Origin of the sequence: Paucibacter aquatile, assembly GCF_002885975.1 — a bacterium.
GTDB classification, from domain to species: Bacteria; Pseudomonadota; Gammaproteobacteria; order Burkholderiales; family Burkholderiaceae_C; genus Paucibacter_A; species Paucibacter_A aquatilis.
On sequence record NZ_POSP01000001.1, the window covers coordinates 89,112 to 102,887 of the forward strand.

Consider the following 13,776-nt stretch of genomic DNA (forward strand, 5'->3'; position numbering starts at 1 on the left):
GGACGCCGCCCTAGCCCGGGGTGACAGCCGCGATGGCTCGCTCCACAATGTGCTGGAAGCTCCTGGTCTTGGCCTTGAGCGCTTGCCACCCGCCTCCCTCATGCCTGCCACCTCCGCTGCCCCATGGATCGCCGTCGTGTTTTGCTGAGCTTGGCTGCCACCGGTCTGGGCGCGAGTCCGCTCAGGGCCAGCCCGTGCCAGATCAGCTACCCGGTGTTTGGCGGCCCGGACGATCCGTTTCGGCAGTACTGCATTGAGGTGTTGAGGCTGGCGATTGCGCATTGCGGTGTCAGCTACAGCCTGCAAGCGGTTCCCCAACCCGTGGGTCAGGAGCGCGCAATCCGCGCCCTGGCTACAGGCCAGGGGGCCTTGAATCTGCTGTGGAGCATGACCAGCGATGCGCGCGAGCGCGACTTGCTGCCCTTGCGCATCCCGCTGGATCGCGGCTTGATGGGCTGGCGTTTGCTGCTGGTGCGCAAGCAGGATCAGGCGCGCTTCGCTGGGGTGCGCCACCTCGATGGCTTGCGCGGCGTGGTGGCTGGGCAGATGCATGACTGGCCTGACACGCAAATCCTCCGGGCCAATGGCTTGCAAGTGGGCACCGGCAGCAGCTACGAAAACCTGTTCGCCATGTTGCAGCGCGGCCGTACCGATTTCTTCCCGCGCTCGGTGCTGGAAATCGAGGACGATCTGCAACGCTTTGGTGTCCCTTACCAGCTTGCGATTGCGCCGGGGCTGATGCTGCGCTACCCGACTGCGTTCTATTTCTTTGTCAGCCCGCGTGACCCGGGACTGGCCGAGGATCTCAGCCGCGGCCTGGAGCGCATCGTCAGCGAAGGTCTCTGGCAAGCGCTGTTCGCTCAGCACATGCGTCCCCAGTTCAAGCGCCTGGCGCTGCACGAACGCCAGGTGCTGAACCTGCACAATCCCTTGTTGCCGGCCGCGACGCCCTTGCGCCGGGCTGAGCTGTGGGAAGAACCCGGCCGCGCGAGCGGGTGAGCGTTCGACGGTCCATGGTGATCCCAGGTGTTTGCACCGCGAGCCGGTGCTCGGCTGCTTTCTTTGGGATCCGCCCCTGCTCTCCCTCGGGCGGCGCCCCTGCCGGCCTGGGCCGCCCCCTACACTGCGCGCCGTGAAGCCTGTCAACTTGTTCGCGCTGTTTCCCGTACTCTCGGCCTGCCTGGCCCTGCTGCTGAGCTCAGCCGCCTCGGCCCAGGTCCCCGCATCGTCAAGCCCCGCGCCCTTGCTGACCCTGGAGCAGCTGCCGCGCCCCAGCGGCCCGCCGCCCGATCGGGCTCTGGTCGTGCCCTCCCAGGTGCTGCGCTGGCGCGAGGAGGCCAAAGCGCTGGAGCATGGCGCCAACGGCATGCCGCGCGACCCGGCGGCGGCGGCGGCGCTGTACTGCCGCGCCTCGCGCTACGGCGATGCGGAATCACAGTACAGCCTGGCCTGGATGCTCAGCCACGACCGCGGCATCGCCCGCAACGACGCAGAAGCAGCCCATTTGTTTGCCGCCGCGGCCGAGCAGGGCATCGCCCAGGCCGAGCGCATGCTGGCTGCCATGGGCGGCACGCCGATGGGCGAGCCGCCGCCTTGCCTGCGCCCGCCCGAGGCCGATGTGCTCCCGCCCAAGCCGGTGATTGCGGCTCAGAAACCTGGCGCAAAAGGGTCAGCCCCGGCTCGCTCGCAAGACTGGCCCGCGATGCCGCCGCCGGCGCAGGCACCGGCGGCCATCGTCGATTTCGTCCAGCAGGTGGCGCCCGAGTACCGGCTGGCTCCGGCCTTGGTGCTGGCCGTCATGGCCACTGAATCGAACTTCGACCCGGCAGCCTTGTCGCCCAAGAACGCTCAAGGCTTGATGCAGCTGATGCCCGACACCGCCCGCCGCTTCAAGGTCAGCCGTCTGACCGACCCGACGCAGAACATCCGTGGTGGCATGGCCTATCTGCGCTGGCTGCTGGCTTACTTCGAGGGCGATGTCGCCCTGGCCCTGGCCGGCTACAACGCCGGTGAACGGGCGGTGGAGCGTTACCGCGGCGTGCCGCCCTACGCAGAGACTCGCGCTTATGTGCGACGCATTCTGACCGCCGTGCATGGGCAGCGAAGCCACCCTTTCGATGCCGCGGTGACACCACCCTCGCCGATGCTGGATTTCTGGCGCCCTGTCGCGCCAAAGAGGCCCTGAAACGATGGCGACCCTCGATAAGTTTGACCGGCAGATTCTGGATCTGATGCAACAGGACTGCCGGCAGAGCGCGGAGCAGATCGCTCACAGCGTCGGCCTGTCGGCGACGGCCGTGCAGCGCCGCATCAAGCGCCTGCGCGAGACCGGCGTGATCCGCGCGGAGGTGGCGCTGGTCGACGCGCAGGCGGTGGGCCTGGGCGTCAGCGTGCTGGTCGAGGTGGAACTGGCCGAAGCCAGCCGTGAGGCGGTGATCGATGGCTTCAAGCGCCGCATGGTTGCGCGGCCCGAGGTGCAGCAGTGCTGGTATGTGGCCGGCGCCAGCGACTTCGTGCTCCTGATCGCCGCGGCCGACCTGGCGTCCTTCGAACGCTTGAGCCGTGAGCTGTTCTTTGACGACCCCAACATCAAGAAGTTTCGCAGCACCTTTGTGCTTGAAAGTGCCAAGCGGGGCCTGGCGCTGCCCTTGGCCGATTGAGTTTGCGGTTTGGCGGCGCGAAGGCCATCGAAAACGCCGCCGGGCGACGCCGGGGCTTGCCGACACTGAGGGCTTTGGCAGATCGAGCCCCTCATGAACAGCCCCGCCCGCTACGAAATCCTGGATCCCCGTTTTGAAGACTGCATTCGCCTGAGTGCGCAACTGGAGCAGCTCCACACGGGCAACCGTTGGTGCGAAGGCCCGGCCTGGTTTCCTGCCCATCGCTCGCTCGTCTGGAGTGATATTCCCAACGAACGCATGCTGCGCCTGGACGAGGCCTCGAACGCGGTCAGTGTGTTTCGCCAGCCCTCGGGCTACAGCAATGGCAATACGGTGGACCGGGAAGGGCGCCTCATCAGCTGTGAGCATGGCGGGCGTCGCGTGCTGCGCACCGAGCACGACGGCAGCTTGACCGTGCTGGCCGAGCGCTACCAAGGCCGCCGGCTCAACAGCCCCAACGATGTGGTGGTCAAGTCCGACGGCACGGTCTGGTTCACCGACCCCAACTACGGCATCAGCTCGAACTATGAGGGGGTCAAGGCCGAGCAGGAACTGCCGGGCTGCTATGTCTACCGGCTGGACCCCCGCAGTGGCGCGCTCACGGTGGTGGCCGATGATTTCGTCAGCCCCAACGGCCTGGCCTTCTCGCCCGATGAGCGCCATCTCTACATCGCTGACACCGGGCTCGACTGCGGCACCATGCGGCGCTTCTCCGTGGGGGAGGGCGGGGTGCTGTCCGGCGGCGAGGTGTTCATCCGCTGCCAAACCGGCTTTTATGACGGCTTCCGTTTTGATGAAGAGGGCCGGCTCTGGACCAGTGCCGGCAGCGCCATTCACTGCCACCTGCCTGACGGAACGCTGATCGGGCGCATCCTCATGCCCGAGCGTGTGGCCAATCTGGTGTTCGGGGGCCCCAAGCGCAACCGACTCTTCATCTGCGCCAGCAGCTCGCTCTATGCGCTTTTGCTCGCGGTCAGTGGCGCCAAAACCTTTTGAGGGCGAGGCCCGTCGGGCGCTCGCCTGCAATTCCAGCCCGAGCGTTGCTGCGGGCGGATCTCAGGCCTTCAGGGTTTCAGTTTCGCCTTGAGGCGGGCCAGGCCGAGTTTCAGCTGCTCACCCGTTTGCTGGGCCTGGTTCAGCACTTGCTCTTGGCTGGGCAGGCGCTCGCTGGCCCAGGCTGCGGCCTGAGCCGCGGCCTCAGCGGCCGCCAGGCCCAGCTGCTCGGCCGTCTGACCGGCCTTGTTGGCGCCGACCTTCAGTCGCTGGGTGGATTGCTCGGCCACCTCACGCAGTTGCTCGGCGGTGGGCAGTCGTTCGGCGGTCCAGCCGGCAGCGTCCGCGGTGGCGCGCTTGACCTGCTCGGCCGCTTCGCCGGCCTTGGCCTTGGCGCTGAGCCAGGCCCCGGACCGCTCGCTGGCGGGCGCGGCACGCAGGGTCTGCGAGACCCGGGCCAGAGCCAGGCTTTCTTGGTTCGAGAGCGGGCCGGCGGCTTCCAGCATCTGCGCCAGAAAGGCAATCAGCTCCTCGACCATCACCTTTTGATTGCAGTCGGGGTTGGTGTGCAGCAGCTCGAAGAGATCCTGGGCCAGCGCCTCCAGATCCGCCCCCGCGAGCTCGGATTCCACGGCGCCGGTGGCCGCGTCGACAAAGCGTGGGTCCAGCCCCCATTCATCGACCAGGTGCTGACGCAGGAATGCGCGCTCGGCGGCGTCGATCGCACCGTCCACCATGGCCAGGCGCAGGCTCAGCGGCGCGATCAGGTCGAACACGGCCAGGCCCAGGGTGTCCAGCGGCGTGTTGAGAAACTTGGGGATCTCGATCACGCGGCTGCCCTTGCTGTGGCCCAGCCAGCGGTAGATGCCGTAGCAGGCGCCGCCCGAGGCCAGGGCGGCAAACGCGACCCAGCCGACCGGGGTGGCGGCGGCGCCAATGCCCATCGCACCCATCAAACCGCTGGGCGCAAAAAAGGTCGAAGCCACCAGGCTGGATTTCGCAATCGCCGCGCCCGCGCCCGCCGCGCCCAGCACATCCCAGACCTCGCGCGCTCGGTTGACCATGCGCAGCGAGGTGTAGGCGTCTTCGCCAATGGCCAGCTTGGCCTTGAAGCGTAGCGGCTCGGCCACCACCCGCGTCACGCCGGAGAAGCGTGTCAGGTCATGGGCGGCGGGTTCGGCTGGATCGGTTGAAGCGGTCGGATCGGCGGTCACGGTGCGGCGCTCCTTTCGTGCGGCAGGAGCGCCAGCGTAATCGAGCGGCATGTCAGCGGACCTTTTTGTTGACCAGTCTCTTGCGAAGCCTTGCCGCCTTGGTCGGTCGCGGACCCTGAACCGGGCCGCCGCGGCGAGGAACAAGAAAGAATGAATGAAGGGCGGGCCGGATGTGCGAAGCGGACACCGAAAGTCGCCCGACAGGTGGCTTGCGGAAAACCGCGCAGGGGCCGACACCGCGCCAACCAGCGCTGAGCGCCGGTGGGAGGCTTGTGCGGCACAGAACAGCCGCTGGTTTTTCTCGTGAGGCCCTGCAGCCCGCGCCGCCACCGGGCTCATGGTTCCGGGGTCGGCCCTGGCGGGCCGACTTCCCTGCGCTGCTCGCACCTCGGGGCTGGCGCATAACTCACTCCGCTCCCTGCGTTCGCTTCGTTCAGACAGAAGCGCCAAGTCAGAGCTTGAAGCGCGCGTGACCGCGCGCGCCCCGAGGCGCTGTGCTGCTCGGCCCTGCAAAAATCGCCCGGCAGCGGCACGGGCTGCAGGGCGCTTGCATCGAGATCGAGGTGCCCCTTCGACGGTGGAGCTCGCCACACTCGGAGGTGGCTCGGCCCGCCGACGGGCGATTTGTGCGCGGCCGAGGGCGCAACGGAGCGGCTCAGGCGCGTGGTCCCACGCGCTTCAAGCTCTGACTCGGCGCCACTGTTTGACCACAGTGAGCGCAGCGAACGGAGGGAGTTTGGCGCCGCTGAGCCGCGGAGTGAGCACCGAGGGGAGTCGGCTCACAGAGCCGACCCGCGAACCATGAGCCCGGTGGCGGGCCGAGCCACCGCAGCGAGAGCGACGAGCACAACGAAGGTCCGCAACGTGTCGATTCCAGCCTCGCTCATTGCCGAGTCGCCATGAAAAAGGCCCCCGCAGGGGCCTGGCATTGAGTGCAACGAGGTGGCTTACATGCTGCGCCGGTACTGCCCGCCCACCTCGAACAGCGCCGAGGTGATCTGGCCCAGGGAGCAGACGCGCACCGCGTCCATCAGCACTTCGAAGACGTTCTTGTTGTCGATCACAGCCTGCTGCAGGCGTTGCAACATGGCCGGGCTCTCAGCAGCGTGGCGCTCGTGGAAGGCGGCCAGACGCGAGAGCTGGCTTTGCTTTTCTTCCTCGGTCGAGCGGGCCAGCTCGATGCTTTCGGGCACGGTGTCGCCCTGCGGATTGCGGAAGGTGTTGACGCCGATGATGGGGTACTCGCCGGTGTGCTTGAGCATCTCGTAGTGCATGCTCTCTTCCTGGATCTTGCTGCGCTGGTAGCCGGTCTCCATCGCGCCCAGCACGCCACCGCGTTCGGCGATCTTTTCGAACTCAGCGAGCACCGCTTCTTCCAGCAGCTCGGTCAGTTCTTCGATGATGAAGGCGCCTTGGCTGGGGTTCTCGTTCTTGGCCAGGCCCCACTCGCGGTTGATGATCAGCTGGATGGCCATGGCGCGGCGCACGGACTCTTCGGTCGGCGTGGTGATGGCCTCGTCGAATGCGTTGGTGTGCAGGCTGTTGCAGTTGTCGTAGATGGCGATCAGGGCCTGCAGCGTGGTGCGGATGTCGTTGAACTGGATCTCCTGCGCGTGCAGGGATCGGCCGGAAGTCTGGATGTGGTACTTCAGCTTCTGGCTGCGTTCGTTGGCGCCGTATTTGTCGCGCATGGCCACCGCCCAGATGCGGCGGGCGACGCGGCCGAGCACGGTGTACTCGGGGTCCATGCCGTTAGAGAAGAAGAAGCTGAGGTTGGGCGCGAAGTCATCGATGTGCATGCCGCGCGCCAGGTACGCTTCCACAAAGGTGAAGCCGTTGGAGAGCGTCAGCGCGAGCTGGCTGATCGGGTTGGCGCCAGCCTCGGCGATGTGATAACCGCTGATCGAGACGGAGTAGAAATTGCGCACATTGTGGTGCACGAAATACTCGGCGATGTCGCCCATCACCTTGAGCGAGAACTCGGTCGAGAAGATGCAGGTGTTCTGGCCCTGGTCTTCCTTCAGGATGTCGGCCTGCACCGTGCCGCGCACATTGGCCAGCACCCAGTCCTTGATCTTGGCGGCCTCGTCGGCGGTCGGGTCGCGGCCGTTGTCGGCCTTGAACTTGGCGATGTTCTGATCGACGGCCGTGTTCATGAACATGGCCAGAATCGTCGGCGCCGGGCCGTTGATGGTCATGGAGACGGAGGTCGTCGGGCTGCACAGGTCGAAGCCGTCGTACAGCACCTTCATATCGTCCAGCGTGGCAATCGACACACCGGAGTTGCCGACCTTGCCGTAGATGTCCGGCCGCGGCGCCGGGTCGGCGCCGTAGAGCGTGACCGAGTCAAACGCGGTGGACAGGCGCTTGGCCGGCATGCCCTCGGACACCAGCTTGAAGCGGCGGTTGGTGCGGAAGGCATCACCTTCACCCGCGAACATGCGGGTCGGGTCCTCGCCCTCGCGCTTGAAGGCGAACACGCCGGCGGTGTAGGGGAAGCTGCCCGGCACGTTTTCCAGCAGCAGCCACTTGAGCAGCTCCCCATGGCACTCGTAGTGCGGCAGCACGACCTTGCGGATCTTGGTGCCCGAGAGGCTGGTGTGGACCAGGTTGGTGCGGATCTCCTTGTCGCGGATCTTCACCACGTACTCGTCGCCGGCGTAGGCTTTTTGCATGTCCGGCCATTGCTTGAGCAGCTGGCGGGCGCCGCCTTCCATCTGCGCCTTGCGGGCCTCGGCCAGCTCGGCCAGGGCGGTGCGGGCGCCGTTCTTCTCGGGGTTGGCTTCCAGCAGCATGCGCGAGCTGCCCCAAAGCTGCTGGATCTCGCGGGCCAGCGTGGCCTGTTGGCGGGCGCGCTTTTTGTAGCCGCGCACGGTGTCGGCGATCTCGGCCAGATAACGCACACGCGCAGCAGGCACCACCGGGGTCTGGTGGGTGCTGTGGCGGGTGGTGACCAGGGGCAGGCGGCCATCTTGCAGCTGCAGGCCCAGCTCGGCCAGGCGGGGCTTCATGGCCTGGTAGAGGGCGGTGACGCCGTCGTCGTTGAAGCGGCTGGCCATGGTGCCGAACACCGGCATTTGATCCGGAGCAGTGGTCCAGGCTTCCTTGTTGCGCTGCACCTGCTTGGCGACATCGCGGATGGCATCGAGCGCGCCCTTGCGGTCGAACTTGTTGATGGCCACGAACTCGGCGAAGTCCAGCATGTCGATCTTCTCGAGCTGGCTGGCGGCGCCGAACTCGGGCGTCATCACATACATGGGCACGTCCACATGCGGCACGATGGCCGCATCGCCCTGGCCGATGCCCGAGGTCTCGACCACGATCAGGTCGAAGCCGGCCACTTTGGCGGCGGCAATCGCATCGGGCAGGGCAGGGGAGATTTCGCTGCCGAAGTCGCGGGTGGCGAGGCTGCGCATGAAGACGCGTTGACCCGAGTCGCCGCTGGGCCGCCCCAAGGCGTCTCGCGCCCCCTCGGGGGGATTGGGGGCCTTCTGTTGCCAGGGGCCAATCGCATTCATGCGAATGCGGTCGCCCAGCAAGGCGCCACCGCTCTTGCGGCGCGAGGGGTCGATGGAGATGACGGCCACGCGCAGGCGGTCGTTCTGGTCCAAGCGCAGGCGGCGGATCAGCTCGTCGGTCAGGCTGCTCTTGCCGGCGCCGCCAGTTCCGGTGATGCCGAGTACAGGCACCTGGATGTTCTGGGCAGCAGCCTGCAACTCGGCCACCAGGCCGGCATCGGCCTTGTCGTTCTCCAGCGCGGTGATCAGCTGGGCCAAGGCGCGCCAGGCGGTTTCGCTGTGGCCTTGCAGGCTGCTCAGGGCCTTGGGCGCGTAGACGCTGAAGTCCTGGTCGGCTTTCATCACCATCTCGCCGATCATGCCTTGAAGGCCCATGCGCTGGCCGTCTTCGGGGCTGAAGATGCGCACGCCGTGGGCGGCCAGATCGCGGATCTCGGCCGGCACGATCACGCCGCCTCCGCCGCCGAAGACCTGGATGTGTTCGCCGCCGCGTTGCTTCAGCAGCTCGACCATGTATTTGAAGTACTCGACATGGCCGCCCTGGTAGGAGCTGATGGCGATGCCTTGTGCGTCTTCTTGCAGGGCAGCGGTGACCACCTCATCGACCGAGCGGTTGTGGCCCAGGTGGATCACCTCGGCGCCCATACCTTGCAGGATGCGACGCATGATGTTGATGGCCGCATCGTGGCCGTCGAAGAGGCTGGCGGCCGTCACGAAGCGCACCTTGTTCGTCGGGCGGTAATTGGCCAGGGCTTTGTTTTCGGCGGACAAATCGGTCATGGCGAGTCTCCTGCGGGCCTTGCGGTGGCGAAGCCCGGTTCTATCAGCAAAGGTGGGCGGATTCTAGGTGTTGATTGACGTTTACGTAAACGTCATCGGCGGCGAAGGCTGGGTTCGTGCCTGCGCCTGCAGCAGGGCGCGGCGCCCATGCGGATGGCGCACGGGCGCGGTGGCACAAACTGCGATGATGCGGCACCTCTTCGTTTCAACCCTTCTTTTGCAAGTGAGAGCGCGCTGACCATGAGTTCCAAGTTCCAACGTATGTCTCTTTCGACCACTCTGGCCCTGAGCCTCGGCCTGGTCTGGCTGCCGGCTCAAGCGACTGAAGAAGCGGCCAAGCCGGCCGTCAAAAAGGTCGTCAAGAAGGCGGCTGACAGCAAAAAGGCTGCGGCTGCGGCAGCGACCGCCACCACCGCTGTCGCTGCGGCGGCGGCAAGTGCCGCCGCCTCGGCCGCCGCGCCGGCCCCGGTGACCACCGCTTCGGGACTGCGTTATGAAGAGCTTCGCACCGGCATTGGCGCCCACCCGACGGCGGCCGACAAGGTGCGCGTGCACTATGTCGGCACCTTCCTCGACGGCCGCGAGTTCGACAGCTCGGTCAAGCGCGGCACCCCGGCCGAGTTCCCGCTGGGCCGCGTCATCAAATGCTGGACCGAAGGCGTGCAGCTGATGAAGGTCGGCGGCAAGGCCCGCCTGCACTGCCCCTCGGCCCTGGCCTACGGTGAGCGCGGTGCTGGCGGCGGCGTGATCCCGCCGAACAGCGATCTGCAGTTCGAGGTTGAACTGCTGGACATCGTCGCACCCTGATCTTGTCGGGCTTACGGGCCGGGACGCCGTCACACCGGCGCCTCAGCCCCCGGTTTCTCCGGGCGGGCGCCGGGCTCAAGTGCTGTTAGGCTGCGCCTTGCAACACCTGACCCCTTCCCATCCCGCGGCCCCTCACTCTGTTTCCTCATGAGTTTTCTCGCCATCGACATCGGCAACACGCGCCTGAAATGGGCGCTCTACGCCTCGCCCCAACCCGGGGCGGTGCTGCTGGCGCATGGAGCCGTGTTCCTGGAAAACATCGACCAGCTGGCCGAGAGCGATTGGCGCGGCCTGCCCGCCCCGCACAGCGTGCTGGGCTGCAATGTGGCCGGCGATGCGGTGCGGCGCCGGGTGGAGGAACAGCTGGAACTCTGGGACATCGAGCCGCGCTGGGTGGTCAGCAGCGCGCAGGCGGGTGGCGTCACGAACGGCTATGACCACCCGGGGCGCTTGGGCACGGACCGCTTTGTCGCGCTGATCGGCGCACGCGCCCATGTGCTGGCCCGCGCCTCGGCCGAGCGGCCGGCGCAGGCCGCGCTGGTGGTGATGATCGGCACGGCGGTCACGGTCGATGCACTCGACGCCACGGGCCGTTTTCTCGGCGGACTGATCATGCCGGGTCACGGCATCATGCTGCGTGCGCTGGAAGGCGGCACTGCCGGCCTGCGCGTGCCCACCGGTGAGGTGCGCGATTTCCCGACCAACACCTCGGATGCGCTGACCAGCGGCGGCACCTACGCCATCACCGGCGCCATCGAGCGCATGCACCGCCATCTGCGCCAGCGCGAGGGCGCCATGCCTCTGACCTTGATGACCGGCGGCGCCGGCTGGAAAGTCTCACCGACCCTGGACATCGAGCATGAGCTGGTCGATTCGCTGATCTTCGACGGCATGCTGGCGCTGCAGTCGCACCGCCTGGCGCTCTGAGCTAGGGCCTGTTTCGGTCGCTGCGCTCTGGGCGCTGCTGACGCAGCTCGTCCTTGAGCTGGGCCAGTTCTTCGTGCACGCTGCGCAGCTGGCTGTGCAGATCGCGCAGGATGTCCTGCTCCATGCGTCGTTCCGAGGTTTCCACCCACATGGCGGCGATCGCCGCCGTCACCAGGGACAGCACGGCATAACCGAGCAGAACGACGAACACCGAGAAGATCTTGGACGCCGCCGTGGTCGGCACGATGTCGCCAAAGCCCACGGTGGCGGCCGTGGTGAAGGCCAGCCAGAGCCCATCGCCCAGCGTGTTGGCGCGCGGCTCCAGGGCCCAGAAGCCCAAGCCGCACAGGCCCAGCACCAGCAGGGAGAGCAGCAGCAGATAGCCGAGGCCGCCGCGCGTGACCCAGCTCTTGACTGTCCAGACCATGCGCAGCAGGGTCAGCATGGCAATCGCCAGGCGAATCGCCAGCGAAACCTGTGATTCGATGCTGGGCGGCATCAGCGCCGCCACCGGCAGCAAGGCCACCAGCATCAGGTCCAGCAGATTGCTGCGCAGGTACTGGTGCGGGTGGCTGCATTGCCGCGCCACCCGCCACAGCGAGATCGCCACCAGGGCCGCGGCCGCCAGATAGATGGCCACGGCCAGGGGCGTGGGCAGGGATTCCAGCAACTCGATGTAGAAGGCCGGAATCGTGCACAGCAAGGCCACCAGCACCGGCCAGCGCCAGAATTTCTCGGCGCGCACGGCCGCGGCATTGAGGGCGCTGGGGCGGCTCAGGCCCCAGCTGCGGGTGGGCAGGCGGTGTGGCATGGCGCCAGCTTAAGCGTCCACCGGCCGCCCGGGCTTGATCTAAGACAAGAGGCCGGGCTTGGAACCTCCCGGCATCCGCTCACAGGATGAAGCGTGACAGGTCTTCGTTGCGCGACAGCTCGCCCAGCTTGGCATCGACCTCGGCCGCACCCAGCTGCACGGTCTGGCCGCTGAGCTTGGGCGCATCGAAGCTGATTTCGTCGAGCAGGCGCTCCATCACCGTGGATAGGCGGCGGGCGCCGATGTTCTCGGTGCGTTCGTTCACCTCGAACGCGATCTCGGCCAGGCGGCGGATGCCCTCGGGCGTGATCTCCAGCGTCACGCCCTCTGTGGCCAGCAAGGCCTGGTACTGCTTGATCAGGCTGGCGTGGGTGCTGCTGAGGATGGCCTCGAAATCATCGACCGAGAGCGAGCCCAGCTCGACCCGGATCGGGAAACGGCCTTGCAGCTCAGGGATCAGATCGCTGGGCTTGGCCAGGTGGAAGGCGCCCGAGGCGATGAAGAGCATGTGGTCGGTCTTGACCATGCCGTACTTGGTGTTGACCGTCGTGCCCTCGACCAGGGGCAGCAGATCGCGCTGCACGCCCTGACGCGACACTTCAGCGGTTCCTGAGCCTTCGCTGCGCGAGCAGACCTTGTCGATCTCGTCGATGAAGACAATGCCCATCTCCTGCGCGGCCTGCAGAGCGGCGGTCTTGATCTCGTCTTCGTTCAGCAGCTTGGCGGCTTCTTCCTCGGCCAGCAGCTTGAGGGCCTCGCCGATCTTGAGCTTGCGGGTCTTCTTCTTGCCCGCGCCCATCTGCGAGAACATGCTCTTGATCTGCTCGGCCATCTCCTCCATGCCCTGGCCACCCAGGATCTCCATGGTCGGTTTGGCTTCCAGCAGATCGAGCTCGATCTCCTTGTCATGCATGCTGCCTTCACGCAGGCGCTTGCGCATGATCTGGCGGGCGGTGCTGTCTGGGGCCGGGCTGGCGGCGGCATCGCCTTCCAGCCGGGGAGGCGGCACAAGGATGTCCAGCACGCGGTCTTCGGCGGCGTCCTCGGCGCGCAGGCGCTGGCGGCGCAGTTGCACCTCCCGCTCCTGTTTGACGGCCATGTCGATCAGGTCGCGGATGATGGTGTCCACATCCTTGCCGACGTAGCCCACCTCGGTGAACTTGGTCGCCTCGACCTTGATGAAGGGCGCGCCGGCCAGGCGGGCCAGGCGGCGCGCGATCTCGGTCTTGCCGACGCCGGTGGGGCCGATCATCAGGATGTTCTTGGGCGTGATCTCGCCACGCAGCTTGTCATCCACCTGCTGGCGGCGCCAGCGGTTGCGCATGGCAATGGCCACGGCCCGCTTGGCCGCGTTCTGGCCGACGATGTGCTGGTCGAGTTCGGAGACGATTTCTTGCGGGGTCATGGAGCTCATTCGAGCACCTCGATGGTGTGGTTGCCGTTGGTGTAGATGCAGATCTCGCCGGCGATTTCCAGCGATTGCTTGACGATCTCGGGGGCGCTGAGCGTGCTGTGCTGCAGCAGGGCGCGTGCGGCAGCCTGAGCGTAGGCGCCGCCCGAGCCGATGGCGACGATGCCCAGCTCGGGCTCCAGCACATCGCCATTGCCGGTGATGATCAGCGATGCTGTGCGGTCGGCCACGGCCAGCATAGCCTCCAGGCGGCGCAGCACGCGGTCGGTGCGCCAGTCGCGTGTCAGCTCGACGGCGGCGCGCACCAGATGGCCCTGGTGTTTTTCGAGCTTGGCCTCGAAGCGTTCGAACAGGGTGAAGGCATCGGCCGTGGCGCCGGCGAAACCGGCCAGCACCTGATCACGGTGCAGCTTGCGCACCTTGCGCGCGCTGGCCTTGACGACGATGTGGCCCAGGGTCACCTGGCCGTCACCGCCGATGGCGACCTGCATGCGGCCATCGGGCAGGGCACGGCGCACGCTGACGATGGTGGTGCCGTGGAAAGACGGCGGGGCGTTGTTGGAATGTGAGGATGAGTCCATAGCGGCTCCAGATGGGGCTGCGGGTCGCAGCTTTCAAGCATGCGACCCGCAGATGGTGATCTCGAAGATGATGT

10 protein-coding genes and 1 pseudogene are annotated in these 13,776 nt (G+C 66.7%); 6 read left to right on the plus strand and 5 right to left on the minus strand.

The window, feature by feature from the left end:
* Nucleotides 1-123 precede the first annotated feature (123 nt).
* The 4 genes from C1O66_RS00485 to C1O66_RS00500 all read left to right on the plus strand — a co-directional run bounded on the left by C1O66_RS00485 (nucleotide 124) and on the right by C1O66_RS00500 (nucleotide 3,656).
* Nucleotides 124-999 (plus strand): substrate-binding periplasmic protein, encoded by an 876-nt coding sequence (locus tag C1O66_RS00485; RefSeq protein WP_102766057.1) that lies wholly within the window; start codon nucleotides 124-126, stop codon nucleotides 997-999.
* Between the two features lie 133 nt (nucleotides 1,000-1,132).
* Nucleotides 1,133-2,185, plus strand: a complete 1,053-nt coding sequence (locus C1O66_RS00490) for a transglycosylase SLT domain-containing protein (RefSeq protein ID WP_243392650.1) — start codon at nucleotides 1,133-1,135, stop codon at nucleotides 2,183-2,185.
* 4 nt (nucleotides 2,186-2,189) lie between these two features.
* Nucleotides 2,190-2,660 carry an Lrp/AsnC family transcriptional regulator gene (locus C1O66_RS00495; protein ID WP_102766058.1) on the plus strand — a complete coding sequence of 157 codons (471 nt, stop codon included), beginning with the start codon at nucleotides 2,190-2,192 and terminating at the stop codon, nucleotides 2,658-2,660.
* 93 nt (nucleotides 2,661-2,753) lie between these two features.
* Nucleotides 2,754-3,656: an SMP-30/gluconolactonase/LRE family protein gene (locus tag C1O66_RS00500; protein ID WP_102766059.1), complete on the plus strand. Its 903-nt coding sequence runs from the start codon at nucleotides 2,754-2,756 to the stop codon at nucleotides 3,654-3,656.
* A gap of 68 nt (nucleotides 3,657-3,724) precedes the next feature.
* Here C1O66_RS00500 and C1O66_RS00505 read toward each other — a convergent pair whose 3' ends face one another.
* Nucleotides 3,725-4,867 carry a TerB family tellurite resistance protein gene (locus tag C1O66_RS00505; protein ID WP_243392651.1) on the minus strand — a complete coding sequence of 381 codons (1,143 nt, stop codon included), beginning with the start codon at nucleotides 4,865-4,867 and terminating at the stop codon, nucleotides 3,725-3,727.
* A 947-nt stretch (nucleotides 4,868-5,814) separates the two neighbouring features.
* Nucleotides 5,815-9,165, minus strand: coding sequence for a fused isobutyryl-CoA mutase/GTPase IcmF (icmF, locus tag C1O66_RS00510; protein WP_102766060.1), 3,351 nt, complete (start codon nucleotides 9,163-9,165; stop codon nucleotides 5,815-5,817).
* A gap of 417 nt (nucleotides 9,166-9,582) precedes the next feature.
* On the opposite strand from icmF, the pseudogene C1O66_RS00515 reads away from it, so the two are divergent.
* Both C1O66_RS00515 and C1O66_RS00520 read left to right on the plus strand, forming a co-directional pair.
* Nucleotides 9,583-9,972: pseudogene (locus C1O66_RS00515) on the plus strand (FKBP-type peptidyl-prolyl cis-trans isomerase); the annotation flags it as partial.
* A gap of 147 nt (nucleotides 9,973-10,119) precedes the next feature.
* Nucleotides 10,120-10,899 carry a type III pantothenate kinase gene (locus tag C1O66_RS00520; RefSeq protein ID WP_102766061.1) on the plus strand — a complete coding sequence of 260 codons (780 nt, stop codon included), beginning with the start codon at nucleotides 10,120-10,122 and terminating at the stop codon, nucleotides 10,897-10,899.
* Nucleotide 10,900: 1 nt separating this feature from the next.
* On the opposite strand, the gene C1O66_RS00525 is transcribed toward C1O66_RS00520, so the two are convergent.
* The 3 genes from C1O66_RS00525 to hslV all read right to left on the minus strand — a co-directional run bounded on the left by C1O66_RS00525 (nucleotide 10,901) and on the right by hslV (nucleotide 13,702).
* Nucleotides 10,901-11,710 carry a potassium channel family protein gene (locus tag C1O66_RS00525; protein WP_102766062.1) on the minus strand — a complete coding sequence of 270 codons (810 nt, stop codon included), beginning with the start codon at nucleotides 11,708-11,710 and terminating at the stop codon, nucleotides 10,901-10,903.
* Between the two features lie 79 nt (nucleotides 11,711-11,789).
* Nucleotides 11,790-13,124 carry an ATP-dependent protease ATPase subunit HslU gene (gene hslU, locus C1O66_RS00530; RefSeq protein WP_102766063.1) on the minus strand — a complete coding sequence of 445 codons (1,335 nt, stop codon included), beginning with the start codon at nucleotides 13,122-13,124 and terminating at the stop codon, nucleotides 11,790-11,792.
* Complete coding sequence (gene hslV / locus C1O66_RS00535) at nucleotides 13,121-13,702, minus strand: ATP-dependent protease subunit HslV (protein ID WP_102766064.1); 582 nt, start codon at nucleotides 13,700-13,702, stop codon at nucleotides 13,121-13,123. The genes hslU and hslV overlap by 4 nt, the downstream gene beginning before the upstream one ends.
* Between the last annotated feature and the right edge of the window lie 74 nt (nucleotides 13,703-13,776).